The sequence below is a fragment of the Streptomyces sp. NPDC051555 genome (assembly GCF_044454405.1).
GTDB lineage: Bacteria > Actinomycetota > Actinomycetes > Streptomycetales > Streptomycetaceae > Streptomyces.
Genome location: NZ_JBITDP010000030.1, coordinates 23070 through 36928, shown reverse-complemented (window position 1 = coordinate 36928; position 13859 = coordinate 23070). Strand labels below are relative to the sequence as shown.

Genomic DNA, 13859 nt, shown 5'->3' with positions numbered 1-13859 from the left:
GCTACCCGCGGGGCCCGGGGCGCGGCCGCCCCCGGCCCCCCCCTCTAAAGCTTGCGCCGGGCGGGGGGGGGGGGGGCCCCGTACGCCTCCGGCCCCCCCCCCCGCACCGCGCACGCCCGTGACGCCCTAGTTGCCCGTCACGGTCACCTTCTGGTCGCTCTGGATCTGCTTGACCAGCTGCTGCACCTTCGTCTTGTCCCAGATGAGGTTGCCGTTCCGCTCACCGGAGATCGGCATGTTCAGCGAGACGCCGTCGCCGCCGCTGATGCCCTTCATCGCGAAGAACATCTCGCCCAGGTCCCACAGACCCATGTCCTTGTCCACGATCAGCGTGTCCAGACCGGCGCCCAGCGTCGGGTAGAGCCGGAACGGGTTCAGGATCGTGCCCGGAGTCGCCGCCTGGTGGGCCAGGGTCGACAGGAACTTCTGCTGGTTCTTGGTCCGCGCCAGGTCCGACTCGGCGAAGGCGTAGCGGGTTCGGACGAAGGCCAGCGCCTGCTCGCCGTTGAGGGTCTGCTCGCCCGCCTTGAAGTCGGCCCCGGACTTCTCGTCCTTGAAGCCCTTCTCGATGTTCATGTCCACGCCGCCGAGCGCGTCCACGATGTTCGCGAAGCCCGCGAAGCCGATCTCGGCGTAGTGGTCGATGCGCAGGCCCGTGTTGAACTCCACGGTGCGCACCAGCAGTTCCGGCCCGTCGTCGGCGTAGGCGGCGTTGAGCTTCTCCCGCTTGCCCTTGCCCGGGAACTTCTTGCCGGACTGCGAGCCGATGAAGGAGGGGATCTCCACATCGGAGTCGCGCGGCAGCGAGACCATGGTGTTCCCGCTGGAGCAGGCCGCCAGGATCATCATCGAGTCGGTCCGCTTGCCCTCGGCCGAGCCGGTGTGGAGCTTCTTCTTGTCCTCGTCGGACAGCCCCTCGCGGCTGTCGGAGCCGACGATCAGGTACGTCGTGCAGTCGCCCTCCTTGGGGCGCTCGATGACCTTGGAGAGGTCGACCTCGCGGCGCACCTTGGAATCGGCCCAGAAGTAGGTGCCGACGGTGGTCACGACCAGCGCCGAGACCAGCACGATCGAACCGATCTTGATCCGCTTGCGCCAGTCCGGTGCGGCCCCCGGGGCGCGGTCGGGACCACCGCGTCCGCCGGGACCACCGGGGCCGCCGGGCCCCGCGGGGCCGCCCGGTCCGCCGGGGCGCTGGGGGGAGGGGGACCCGTAGACCTGCCCGGTGTTGTAACCGCCGTCGTAGCCGCTGTCGGGGGACTGCTGCTGGGGCGGTACGCCGTAGCCGGGCGGCGCCTGCGCGGGGCGGCCCTGCGGAGGTACGGGCGGGCGTCCGGGCTGCTGGCCGGGGCGCTGCGGCTGCCGGCGCTGGACGTGCGGCATCCGCTGGGCGTCCTCCGGGCGCGGCGACGCGCCCCCGCGTCCGTACCGGTCGTCGCGGTTCTCGTTCCGCCGCCCATCAGGCCAGTCATTCATGTCCTAAGGATGCCTGGCCGGGAGGGGTCACCGACAGGGCGGTCGGGGCTTCGTACCGGTGCTGTTGCACAGCTGATGCATCCGCGACAGCCTTAAGGTGGCGGTATGACAGACACACCGGACGTGCGGGGCGACCAGGGTGCACAGGCGCCCGGCAAGCCGATCTCGGCCTCGCGCACCACCCTGAGCCACATCATGACGGCCAACGACACCAACCTCCTGGGCACGGTGCACGGCGGCGTGATCATGAAACTCGTGGACGACGCGGCCGGTGCCGTCGCCGGGCGCCACAGCGGCGGCCCCGCCGTCACCGCCTCCATGGACGAGATGGCCTTCCTCGCGCCGGTCCGGGTCGGCGACCTCGTGCACGTGAAGGCCCAGTGCAACTGGACCGGCCGCTCCTCCATGGAGATCGGCGTACGGGTCCTGGCCGAGCGGTGGAACGAGTCCACCCCCGCCACCCAGGTCGGCAGCGCCTACCTCGTCTTCACCGGCGTCGACGCCGAGGGCAAGCCGCGCACCGTGCCGCCGGTGCTCCCGGAGACCGACCAGGACCGGCGCCGCTACCAGGAGGCGGAGATCCGCCGCACGCACCGCCTCGCCCGCCGCCGGGCGATCATGGCGCTGCGCGAGGAGCGGGCGGCCCAGGGCTTCGACGCCGAGTGAGCCGCGGCGGTCCGCCGCACCGGGCGGTCCGCCGCACTGAGGTGTCGCTCACTCGGGACCCCGGGCCGTCCCGTCCCCCGGACGGGCGCACGTAGACTGATGAGCTGACGTTCTGCCCGGCCCGGTTCGCCGGGCTCGGGGGCGTCCGCCCGTATCCGGCTCTGCTGCGGAGAAGCTCCTCATATGTCGACGGTCGTACCGCCCTCCCCGGCACCCGGGGTCCACGTGTCCGCCGCCCCGCAGCACCGCCCGGCAGAGGCCCCAGCGGCCCCCGCCCGGCGGCCCCGGCTGCGCGCGCTCGACGGGCTCCGCCTCATCGCCGCGCTCATGGTGGTCGCGTTCCACTGGACCGGTGTCAACCGCTACCCGGAGATCTGGGGCGGCACCCCGCAGAAGCTGATGCCGGACGTGCACCGCTTCACCGCCTACGGATTCCTCGGCGTCGAGCTGTTCTTCATGATCAGCGGCTTCGTCATCTGCATGTCCTGCTGGGGCCGCACCCCGCGCCAGTACTTCACCTCCCGGGTCGTGCGCCTCTTCCCGGCCTACTGGGTCGCGATCATCCTGACGGCCCTCGTGGTGAACTACGCGGCCACGGCCCGCCCCAGCCGCAGCCACCTCAGCAAGTCCGACATCTTCACCAACTTCACCATGCTCCAGCAGCCGCTCGGGGTCTCCGAAGTGGACCCGGTCTACTGGACGCTCTGGGTCGAGCTCCGCTTCTACCTGGTCTTCGCGGTCGTCGTGGCCCTCGGCCTGACCTACCGCCGGGTGCTGGCGTTCTGCGGGATCTGGATGGTCCTCGCGGTGGTCGCCGGCCAGTCGGACATGGCGCTGCTGAAGATGTTCGCGATGCCGGAGTACGCCCCGTACTTCATCGCCGGCGTGGCGATGTTCCTGATCTACCGCTTCGGGGTGAACTGGCTGCTGCTGGGCGTGGTCGGGTTCTCCTGGCTGGTGGCCCAGCACATGCTGCTGGGCACGAAGGGCAGTTACGAGTACGGCGTCATGCACAAGCTGAGCTGGAACGTCATGGCGGGCTTCTCCCTGCTGGCGTTCGGGATCGTGCTGGCCATCGCGCTGGGCGCCTTCGACCGGATCCAGTGGAAGTGGCTCACCGTCGCCGGAGCCCTCACCTACCCCGTCTACCTGCTGCACCAGGAGATCGGCTTCGCCCTGATCACCTGGGGCCGGAACAACGGCGTGGGCGTCTACCCGATGCTCGCCCTCGCCCTCGCCGCGATCCTGCTGCTGGCCTGGATCGTCCACCGCTACGCCGAGCGGCCGCTGTCGGCCCTGATCAAGCGGATGCTGGACGCCCCCGGCCTCTCGCTGCCGAAGAACGACCCGCCCGTCAGGCGCCGCGCCGGCGACCCGGCCACCGCGCTGCCCGCCCCCGCGGGCGCACCGGAACCCGCCCGAGCCCATGCGGAAGGCCACGGCCGATGAGTCGCACCGAGACCCGGACCGCCCCCGTCCCCGCGCCCCGCACCACCGCCCCCGGGGCCCGGCGCCGCACCGCCCCCGATTGGCTCTGGGCGGCCCTGCTCACCCTCGCCGTCGGGCTCGTCGGCAGCGGCACCCCGCAGATGTGGCGCGACGAGATAGCCAGCTGGAGCGCGGCCACCCGCGACACCGGCGACCTGCTCGACATGCTCCGGAACGTGGACGCGGTCTCCGGCGCCTACTACCTGGTCCTGCACGGCTGGACCTCGCTCTTCGGGGACTCCCTGGTCGCCCTGCGCGCGCCTTCCGCGCTCGCCATGGCCGGGGCCGCCGCCTTCGTCGTACTGACGGCGCGCACGCTCTTCGACCGCCGCACCGCGGTCTTCGCCGGGCTGCTCTTCGCGCTGGTCCCGGTCGTCAGCCGCTACGCCCAGGAAGCCCGTTCGTACGCCTTCGTCGTCCTCGCCGTCGCCGCGGCGACCTGGCTGCTGCTGCGGGCGCTGGAGCGGCCGGGCGTGCGGCGCTGGCTGCCGTACTCCCTCGCGCTCTGCGCCGCCGGACTCTTCCACATCGTCTCGCTGCTCGTCCTGTTGCCGCACGCTGTGATCGTGCTGCTGCGGGCCCGCCGGGCCCGCCGGTGGCGGCTCGCCGTCGGGTACGCGCTGGCCGTCGTCCTCGCCCTGCTGCCCGTCCTGCCGCTGGTGCTGCTGGGCCAGAGCCAGGTCGGCCGCCAGATCAGCTGGTTGACCACCCCGCACCTGCGCACCATCGCCGAGGTGTGGAACAGCCTCTTCGGCTCGCCGCTGGTCGCGGCGGGCGTGCTGGCCGCCGCCGCGCTGCCGCTCGCCTGGAGCCGCGGGCGGCGCCCGGCCGTGGAGATCGCGTTGGTCGGCGCGCTGCCCATGGTGGGCTGCTGGATCGTCTCGCAGGGCAGCACCGCCTACTTCTTCGACCGCTACCTCGCCTTCACCGTGCCCGCCTGGGTGGTGCTCGCCGCGGCCGGACTGGCCGCGCTGAAGCCCCGCGCGGCCGGTGCGGTCGGGCTGGTGCTGATCGTCGGCCTCGGGGCCACGGACCAGGTCCAGCTGCGCGCCGCGCTCTCCAAGGAGAAGGGCGTCGTCGGCGCCTCCGTCGCGAGCGTCATCACCAAGGGCTACCGGCCCGGCGACGGCTTCGTACCGGTCCGCGGGCACGACAGCGTCTACATGGTCGACTACCAGGTCGAGTACAACCTGCCGGACCGGGTCAAGCTGCGCGACGTGTTCGCCGCGAAATCGGCCGTCGCCAACGACGACCTGTTCCCGGTGGCCTGCGCCCAGCCGACCGCCTGCCTCGGCGACACCCGCCGGATCTGGGTGGTCACCTGGAGCGGGACCAAGGACCCGTTCCACAAGCTGCCCGCGGCGGAGGCCGACGCGCTGCGCGCGCACTACAAGGTCGTGGAGAGCACCAAGGTGCGCGGGCTCCAGGTGACGCTGGTCGAGCGCAACCGCTGATCGCGGCGGCCGGTGCGCGGCCAGCCGGCCGGCCGGTACGGGGGCGGGGGCTCAGCTCCCGCACACCACCTGGTCGCCCGTCACCACGCCGAACTCGCCCTGGTAGGGGTCCTCGGCGCGGACCGGGACCACCTTCTTGTAGTCCGAGCCCGCCGTCACGATCAGGGTCCGCCCCTGTCCGGCCACCGCCCGCAGCTCGATGCCGGGCAGCGCCGTCGCCACCGTCCGCGCCGAGCGGTCCCAGCGCGGGTCGTAGGTGACCACCGTGCGCTTGATCTCCCGGCTGGCCGCGTTGCCCGGGGCCCGGGTGGTGTCGAAGCCGGTGGCCCGCAGGGCCTCGTCGACGCGGCCGCCCATGCCGTCGATCCGGGTGCCGTTCTCCACCTGGATCCGGATCTGCTGGGGCGCCACGTCCACCGGTACGGCGGGCTGCGGCGCCGCCCGTCCCGCCTTGGCCGCCGGGCGGGCCGGGGCCAGCGGGCGGTCGTCGCGCAGCGCGGCGAAGACCTTGGCCGCCTTCGCCTCGTCCCACTTGACGGTCTCGCCGAGCCCCTTCACCGGGAACGAGGCGTCGCCGACCGGTACGGACGCGAACTCCGAGGACGACGGGGCGAAGTCCCGCATCGCCTGTCCCAGCGCCAGCATCTGCTCGGAGCCGAAGCCCCGGTCGGCCCGGACCGAGCCCAGCAGGGTCGAGCTGACCTGCTTGAACTTCACCGGGTTCAGCAGCATCCCGCCGCCGGCGGACTGCTTGATCAGCGCCGCGACGAACCGCTGCTGGCGCTGCATCCGGCCCAGGTCCGAGGCCCCGTCCACATGGCGCGAGCGCACGTACTGCAGGGCCTGGCCGCCGGTGAGGCGGTGCGTGCCGGGCTGGAGGTCGAGGCCCGTGTAGGAGTCCTGCATGGGCTTGGCGGTGCAGATCTCCACCCCGCCCATCGCGTCGACGGTCTTCATGAAGCTGGTGAAGTCGACCTCCAGGTAGTGGTCGATCTTCACCCGGGTCATGTTCTCCACGGTGCGCACGGTCAGGTTCGGCCCGCCCTCGGCGTAGGCGGCGTTCAGCTTCACCGGGTGCGCGCGCCGGACCTTGCCGGTCGTGGCGTCGGTGTGCTCGGGGACCTCGGCGTAGCTGTCGCGGGGCAGGCTGACCACGCTGGCGCGCTCCCGGTCGGCCGAGATGTGCACCAGCATGATCGTGTCCGTGCAATGGCAGGGCGCCCCGCCGAGCCGGTAGTCGCGCTTCTGGTCCGGGCTGATCTTGTCCCGGCCGTCGGTGCCGACGAGCAGGAAGTTCATGCCGTGGCCCGCCCGGGGGCGGTTCTTCATGTCCTTGAAGGGGTCCACCCGCTCGATCCCGGTGTCCAGCCCGGTCATCACCGCGTGGCCGATCGCGCCGGAGCCCAGCACCACCACCGATACGGTCGCCGCCAGCCGTACGCCCCAGCGCGGCCGGCGCGCGCGCTTGGCGGGGCCGCCGCCGCGCACGGGGGGATGCGGGGGTGCAGGGCGGGGGGAGCGGTGCGGGTGGGGCACGGGGGACACGTGGGGCACCTCCGCAGCGGCAACAGGGGCAGATCCGTCAGAACAGTAGGCCCATACGATCAGCGACTGACCGTACCGATCGTCCGGCGCGCCCCGGTTCCCCCGTACGCGGTAACGTGACACCGATACCCGACCTTGAAGGACCACATGCCCACCCAGCAGCCCGCAGTCTCGGTGATCATGCCGGTGCTCAATGAGGAGCGCCACCTGCGCGACTCCGTCCGGCACATCCTGGGGCAGGACTACGCCGGCGAGATGGAGGTGGTGATCGCGCTCGGCCCGTCCACGGACCGGACCGACGAGATCGCCGCCCAGCTCGTCCGTGAGGACCCGCGCGTCCACACCGTCCCGAACCCCACCGGCCGTACCCCGGCCGCCCTCAACGCCGCCATCAAGGCCTCACGTCACCCGATCGTGGTACGGGTCGACGGGCACGGCATGCTCTCCGCGAACTACATCGCCACCGCCGTCCGCCTCCTGGAGGAGACGGGCGCGCAGAACGTCGGCGGCATCATGCACGCCGAGGGCGAGAACGCCTGGGAGGACGCCGTCGCCGCCGCGATGACCTCGAAGATCGGCGTCGGCAACGCGGCCTTCCACACCGGCGGCGAGGCGGGCCCCGCCGACACCGTCTACCTCGGGGTGTTCCGCCGCGAGGCGCTGGAGCGCGCCGGCGGCTACAACGTGGAGTTCATCCGCGCCCAGGACTGGGAGCTGAACTTCCGCATCCGCGAGGCCGGTGGGCTCATCTGGTTCTCGCCCGAGCTGAAGGTCCAGTACCGCCCGCGTCCCTCCGTACGGGCGCTGGCCAAGCAGTACAAGGACTACGGCCGTTGGCGCCACGTCGTGGCGCGCTACCACGCGGGCTCGATCAACCTGCGCTACCTCGCCCCGCCGACCGCGCTCGTCGCGATCGCCGCCGGCGCGGTGGCCGGCGCGACGCTCACCCCCTGGGCCTTCGCGGTCCCGGTGGGCTACCTGGCCGCGATCACCGCGGGCTCCGTCCCCGCGGGCAAGGGGCTGTCGCTGAAGGCCCGCGCGCAGATCCCGGTGGCCCTGGCCACGATGCACATGTCCTGGGGCTTCGGCTTCCTGACGAGCCCGCGCTCGCTGGCGAACAAGGTCATCGCGAGCCGCCGCCCGTCGATGCGCGAGGACGCCCCGGCGGCGCCGTAGCCACCGCGCGCACGTACGAGAGGGGCCCGGCGGATCGCATCCGCCGGGCCCCTCTCGTACGTGCGCGCGGTGGCTACCAGGTGAAGCCCGGCTGGATCGCCATGCACTCCTTGTCGTCGTCGCCGTTGAGCGGGCGCGCCGAGTCCGGGGCCTTGTTCAGGGCCGGGGCGGGCGCCGCCGGGGCGTCGCCCGTGCGCCAGTCCTTGCCCACGAACAGGGTGATCCCGGTGACGTCCGTCGAGCGCTGCACGGCGCCGGCGGGCAGGCCGAGCGCGGTGGCCACGGCCTGCGCGTCGGCGGCCTGGTCCAGGCCCGCGTAGCGGACCACCGTGGTGTCCTCGCCGGCGACCTGGTTGTCGGCCACGGCCTTGGTGAAGCCCTTGGTCGACAGCAGTGCGGTGACCTCGGTCGAGCGGCCCTTGACCTTGTCCTCCGGGGCGTCCTTGCCGCCGGTCGCGTTGCGCACCAGGACCGAGATCTTGGCGGGCGGCGCGGCGGGGACGCCAGCGGGCTGCGAGGGCGCGGGGGAGGCGGGAGCCGCGGACTTGGCGGCCGCCGGGGTGCCCTTGCCGTCGAGCGCCACGTCCTCGCGGACCATCTTGAAGAGTTCCTCGGCCTCGACCGGCTTCGGCTCGACCCGGCCCTCCTCGCGGGTGCTGTACACCCACGGCATGGTCGTCATGGTGATCCGGCCCGTGGGGACCTTCTTCAGTTCCATGCTGAGGTCGAACAACTTGTCGATCTTGTTCAGGCCGGTGTCCACGACCATGGCCTTGATGGCCGCCTGCGCCAGGCTGTTGAGCTTCACCGGGTTGGTGAGCTTGGCGTTCTTGCGGAACTCGCGGGCCATGGAGTTCATGTACATGTGCTGGGCGTGCGTACGGCCGATGTCCGTGCCGTCCTCGAAGCCGTAGCGGGTGCGCAGCCACTGCAGGGCCTGCTCGCCCTGGATGACGTTCTGACCCTTGGGCAGCTTCAGGCCCGAGCCCTTGCCCTCGCTGTTGCGCGAGATCACGTTCTGCTGGACGCAGACCGGGACGCCGCCGATGGCGTCCGCCATCGCCACCACGCCCTTGAAGTCGATCAGCATGAAGTGGTCGATCGGGATGCCGGTCAGCTCCTGCCAGGCCGCGACCGTGCAGCCGGGGCCGCCGCGGCCAAGCGACTCGTTGGTCTGCACGAGCCCCTTGCTGGCCTGGTAGACCTTGCCGTCCGTGTCGGTGCACTTCGGCATCTTGATCAGGGTGTCGCGCGGCATCGAGACGACCGACATGTTGCTGCGGTCCGCCGACAGGTGCAGCAGCATCTGCACGTCCGCCAGCGGCGGCCCGTCGAAGGTGTCCTTGGCCCCACCGAGGGCCTGGTTCTCCTTGTCGTTGCGCGCGTCGGAGCCGATGAGCAGGATGTTCAGCGGGGTCTGCCCGAAGGCGTTGGGCTTGGACCCCTTCAGTCGGCTGTCCCCGAGGTTCAGGATGTCGGTCTTGATGCTGCCGTTCATGTAGCGGTAGTACAGGTATCCGGCGCCGGCCGTCCCGAGTATGACGAACGCCAGCACCGAGGCCGTCCAGCGCAGCACGCGTCTGCGCCCCCGCCGCCCCGGACCCGTCGGGCCGCCCGCTCCGGGGCCGTTGCCGCCGGTGGCGGCTCCGCTCCCCGAGCCCTCGCGTGGGCGGGGTACCGCGCCGGGCGCCCCACCGCCGCTGCCGGGTATGCCGCCGGTGGCCCCGGAAGGCGCACCCTCCCCGCGCACGTTGCTGTGCGTCACACGTACCCCCCTCAAGATCCTGATTCGTCAGGCATTGTGCCGGTCATTCCTGTGGCGGTCACCCATCGGGACCCCCTATTTGGCGCAGACGGCCTTGTCGGCCTCGACCCGCTGGACTCCCTCGGGCGCCTGCTGCGGCGCCGTGAGCGAGATCCCCGCACCCTTGAAGTCCGCGCCGAGCGTGAGCTTCATCGGGGTCTTCGGTGGTGCGTCCGCCGTGCCGGGCTTCAGGGCCGAAGCGGGCAGGCCCATCATGTCGGCGAGCGCCCGGGCCTGGTCGGCCTGGTTGGGCGCGTACTCCAGCGTGGTCCGGTCGAGCTTCGCGGGCGCGTTGCCCAGGTTGCTCGACCTCTCCACGCCCTTGGAATTCTGCAGCCACGCGAGCGTGGTGGAGGCGGAACCCTGAGGTCCGCCACCGTTGGTGACACTCACCCGGACGTCTGCGGCCGGCGCGCGGTTGCCCTGGAGCAGCGCGTCCTGCTTGCTCTTGGCCGCGGCCTCGGCGGCCTTCTCCTTCTGCTCCACGGCGGTCAGCGAGACGTCCCCGCGGATCATCTGGAGCAGGGGGTCGGCCTGCCCCGGATTGATCACCACGGTCGCCTTGACCCGCTCGGCCGGATTGTCGAGCACCGGCAGCGTGGTGAAGGTGATGTTCTTGGGGTTGATCCCCTTCAACTCTCCGGCGAGTGCCGTGAGCTGGGAGATCGACCCCATGCCCTTGTCGACGCTCAGCGCCTTGGTGGCCGCCTCCGCGAGCGCGAACAGCTTCTTGGGGCTGCTCAGCGTGTCCTTCGACTTCATCTCGCGGATCATCGAACTCAGGAACTGCTGCTGGGTCTTGATCCGGTCCAGGTCGCTCTCGTTGCCGAAGGAGTGCCGGGTACGGACGAAGGCGAGCGCCTGCTCCCCGTCGAGCCGGTGCTCACCGGCCGTCAGGTCCAGCTTCGAATCGCGGTCCTTGACGGCCTTGTCCAGGCAGACGGGCACCCCGCCGACGGCGGTGCTCAGCGTTTTGACCGCGTTGAAGTCCGCCATCAGGAAGTGGTCGACCGGGATCCCGGTCAGCTCCTGCACCGTGCGCATGGTGCAGCCCGGGTCGCGACCCTCCTGGCCGAGGCTCGTGTTGAAGCGGACCCCGCGCTGGGAGGGGATGTTCTTCGTCGAGCCGTCGGGCTGCTTGGTGGGGCAGGTGGGGATGTTGGTGATCAGGTCGCGCGGGATCGACAGCGCCGTCGCGTTCGTGCGGTCCTTGGAGACGTGGAAGAGGAAGGTGGTGTCCGCGTGCCCGGGGCTGTCCGAGTCGCCGTAGCCCTGGTTGCCGTCACCGGTCCGCTTGTCCGTGCCGATGATCAGGATGTTGATCGGCTGGTCCTTCTGGAAGCCGTTGCGGCCGGCACCGAGGGTGTCGGTGGTCCTGATGTTGCCGTTCAGGTGGTCGTAGTAGAGGTAGCCCGCCAGCGCGCCGCCCACCAGGACGAAGGCGAGCGAGCCGCCGACGACGGCCAGTCCCTTGCGCCGGCCGCGACCACCGCCGCCACCCGCGGCCTTGCGCCCGCCGCGCCGCCCACCGCCCGCGCCGTCGCCGCGCCGGGGTTTGGGCACGCCCGGGGAGGGCCCGGTGGGGCTCGCGGGATTCGCGGGATTTGTCGTGGACCGGCCGGGCCGGGCCGAGCGGGGTGCGATCCGGGGGGAGGCGAAGGGGCCGCGGGCTCGTCTGGGGGAGGCTACGGAAGGCTGCTGCGCAGCGGAGCGGTCCAGTCGCAGCTCGTAGTTGCCCGTGCGGGGGTCGATGACCCACTGGTCTGCGGGGTCGACTTCTTCTGCTCGCCCACGGCTGTGCGCATCCACGGTTGCTCGAGTCCTCCGTCGGGTGCCTCGCGACGCGCCTCCCCCCAGGCGCTCGGTCAACGATCCGGCTGGTACGCGGCCTCAGGCCCGCCCGCGCACCGGATCGCTCACCTTATCCGGCCAATTCACTGTCAAACCATGCTGGTGAGAAATTCCACTCCCCCTATAACTGGGCAATCGCCCCATCCCGCTCGGTTCGGGCACCGGCTTTTTGGATTGCTTTACCGGCAGGTGGCGGTCCCCGCCGTGGTTCCCGTGAAAGTGGGGACGGGGGAGGCACTCGCGGTGGTTCCCGTGCCGGCCGTCGGCGCACCGCTGCCCTCGCCCGTGCCGGTGCCCGCGGCCTGTTCCCGCTGATCAACGGGCGCGGGCGGGACCACTGTCACGGGCTCGTCCATGCGTAGCTGGCGGAAGAGCCGCTCCGCGTACGGCTCGGCCAGTTCGTCCCGGTTCGGGTCGGCCGCGTACGGCCTGCGCGGTACGGTCAGGAAGTTGATCCGGTCGGTCGGTATGTCCCGCAGGCCGCGCACCAGTTCGTAGAGTCCCCGCAGCGAGGCCAGCCCCGGGTCGGTGGTCACCGAGGAGGTCGCCGCGTCCAGCAGCGGGTAGAGCTTCGCCGGATTGAGCAACACCCCGTTGCTCTGGACCTTCTTCACCAGTGAGCCGAGGAACTCCTGCTGGCGGTCCATGCGTTCGGTGTCGCTGCCGTCGCCCAGGCCGTGCCGCGCCCGGACGAAGCCGAGCGCCTGTTCCCCCTGGAGGGTCTGCCGGCCGGCGGGCAGCTTCAGCTTGGCGTCGGTGTCGTCGACGGGCTCCTTGAGGCAGACCTCGACCCCGCCGACCGCGTCGACCACCTTCTTGAAGCCGCCGAAGTCCACCACGATGTGGTGATCGACCCGGATGCCGGTCAGCTTCTCGACGGTGCGGACCGTGCAGCCCGCCCCGCCCCACTCGAAGGCCCAGTTGAACTGGGCCGACTGCTCGGCGGTGCGGGTCCCGTCCGGCTTCACGCAGCTCGGTACGGTCGTCATCAGGTCCCGCGGTATCGACACCGCGGTGGCGCTGCGCCGGTCCGCGGGCAGGTGCAACAGGATCGCGGTGTCCGAGCGCTGGGTGCCCCCGTCCTGCCCGTACCCGGAGTTCTCCTCGCCGGAGCGCGAATCGGAGCCGAGCAGCAGGACGTTCTGCGCCCCGTCCACCACGTGCGCCGGGCGCTCGCGGTCGTAGCGGCGCAGCTCGGCGGCGGCGGAGGTGTCCTCCTTGATGTTGCCGTCGAGCCTGCGGTAGATCCACCAGCCCACGGCGGCCCCCAGCAGGACCAGCAGGACCAGCCCGAGGCCGATCCAGCGCAGCAGCCGACGCCGCCGGCGCGGGGGCGGCGTACCGCCCGTGCCCGCACCGGTGTGCCCGGTTATGCCTGCGCCGTCCGTCACGTCCGTGTCCGTCCCTCACCGCTGGGCGAGAGCCCCGTACGGGTGAGTACGCGGCCTACGCCGATCCTGCCCCCGGGGCGCCGGAGCGGCCCGGGGGCAGGGGGCCGTACTAGGCCGTGTGGGTGACAAATAGCGCGTTCCCGCAGGTGGGCGATGTGGGGTTGGCGCGGTGGTTCAAACCTCCCCTAGGCGGTGTGGGTGACGCGCTCGCTCTCGGTCCGCTGGACCAGGGCGCCCTCGGCCAGCTGCTCCAGATGGCGGCAGAGCACCACGGAGGCGCCCGCGGCCAGCGGTGCGAACAGCCCCGCCGACAGCCCCTCCCAGGTGTCGAAGCCCTGTCCCGACAGCAGCCGAGAGCCCGCGGCCAGCCCGCGCCCGGCCGCGTCCGCACGGGCCAGGTCGACCAGCTCCGCGTACGAGAGCGTGCGGCCCCCGACGCTCAGCGCGGGCCCCGCCGGATCGACCGGCACGAAGGGGGCGAACCGGTCGCCCTGCCCCGGCACCTCCACCGCGTAGTCCGCGAAGCCGGCCGGGGGCTGCGGGAAGCGCCCGCCCAGCGGCCGCAGCGCCAGGGCCACCCGCTCCCCGGAACAGGCCAGCGCCTCCTCCAGCGTGTCCGGCCCGCTCACCACGAGGTCCGCGTCGGCCGGATCCCCGCCGACCTCGACGCTCACGCCGACCGAGGCGCAGGCGAGCAGCCACACGGCGCTCTGCCAATGCGCGGGCAGCAGCAGCGCGAGCCGGTCGCCGGGCTCGGCGCCGAGGTCGCCCTGGAGCAGATTGGCGGTCTTGGCCACCCAATTGGCGAAGGTCGCGACGGACAATTCGACGCGCTCGCCCGTCGCGTCGTCGTAGAAGGTGACGAGGGGGCGGCCCGGGTCGGCGGCGAGCGCGGATCGCAGCAGGTCGGCAGGGGTGCGGTCAGTGGTGTTCACGCGGCTCAGGCTACGCGGGGCCCTCCCCCGGACGGCCGTCATACCCCTCCCCCGTACGGAGGAGGGGGTGGGC

10 protein-coding genes are annotated in these 13859 nt (G+C 71.9%); 4 read left to right on the top strand and 6 right to left on the bottom strand.

Going from position 1 to position 13859, the window contains the following annotated elements; genetic code table 11:
• Positions 1-126: 126 nt before the first annotated feature.
• On the bottom strand, positions 127-1476 hold the full coding sequence (locus tag ACIBEA_RS38000; RefSeq protein WP_399267845.1) for an LCP family protein: 1350 nt from the start codon (positions 1474-1476) through the stop codon (positions 127-129).
• A gap of 105 nt (positions 1477-1581) precedes the next feature.
• On the opposite strand from ACIBEA_RS38000, the gene ACIBEA_RS37995 reads away from it, so the two are divergent.
• The 3 genes from ACIBEA_RS37995 to ACIBEA_RS37985 all read left to right on the top strand — a co-directional run bounded on the left by ACIBEA_RS37995 (position 1582) and on the right by ACIBEA_RS37985 (position 5084).
• Positions 1582-2142 (top strand): acyl-CoA thioesterase, encoded by a 561-nt coding sequence (locus tag ACIBEA_RS37995; protein WP_399267843.1) that lies wholly within the window; start codon positions 1582-1584, stop codon positions 2140-2142.
• A 183-nt stretch (positions 2143-2325) separates the two neighbouring features.
• A complete protein-coding gene (locus tag ACIBEA_RS37990; RefSeq protein WP_399267841.1) occupies positions 2326-3591 on the top strand; it encodes an acyltransferase family protein in 1266 nt (421 codons plus the stop codon).
• Positions 3588-5084: a glycosyltransferase family 39 protein gene (locus tag ACIBEA_RS37985; RefSeq protein ID WP_399267839.1), complete on the top strand. Its 1497-nt coding sequence runs from the start codon at positions 3588-3590 to the stop codon at positions 5082-5084. Before ACIBEA_RS37990 ends, ACIBEA_RS37985 begins: the two co-directional genes overlap by 4 nt.
• 51 nt (positions 5085-5135) lie before the next feature.
• Here ACIBEA_RS37985 and ACIBEA_RS37980 read toward each other — a convergent pair whose 3' ends face one another.
• Complete coding sequence (locus tag ACIBEA_RS37980) at positions 5136-6620, bottom strand: LCP family protein (protein WP_399267932.1); 1485 nt, start codon at positions 6618-6620, stop codon at positions 5136-5138.
• Positions 6621-6776: 156 nt separating this feature from the next.
• Between ACIBEA_RS37980 and ACIBEA_RS37975 the strand changes: the two genes are divergently transcribed.
• Entirely contained in the window at positions 6777-7805 is a 1029-nt protein-coding gene (locus tag ACIBEA_RS37975; RefSeq protein WP_399267837.1) for a glycosyltransferase family 2 protein, read from the top strand.
• A gap of 73 nt (positions 7806-7878) precedes the next feature.
• Here the strand turns inward: ACIBEA_RS37975 and ACIBEA_RS37970 are convergent, their stop codons facing one another.
• The 4 genes from ACIBEA_RS37970 to ACIBEA_RS37955 form a co-directional block, all read right to left on the bottom strand.
• Positions 7879-9570: an LCP family protein gene (locus ACIBEA_RS37970; protein ID WP_399267835.1), complete on the bottom strand. Its 1692-nt coding sequence runs from the start codon at positions 9568-9570 to the stop codon at positions 7879-7881.
• Positions 9571-9645: 75 nt separating this feature from the next.
• Positions 9646-11418, bottom strand: coding sequence for an LCP family protein (locus tag ACIBEA_RS37965; protein ID WP_399267833.1), 1773 nt, complete (start codon positions 11416-11418; stop codon positions 9646-9648).
• Positions 11419-11639: 221 nt separating this feature from the next.
• Positions 11640-12851: an LCP family protein gene (locus tag ACIBEA_RS37960; protein WP_399267831.1), complete on the bottom strand. Its 1212-nt coding sequence runs from the start codon at positions 12849-12851 to the stop codon at positions 11640-11642.
• Between the two features lie 185 nt (positions 12852-13036).
• Positions 13037-13786, bottom strand: a complete 750-nt coding sequence (locus tag ACIBEA_RS37955) for a TIGR03089 family protein (protein ID WP_399267829.1) — start codon at positions 13784-13786, stop codon at positions 13037-13039.
• Positions 13787-13859: the final 73 nt, after the last annotated feature.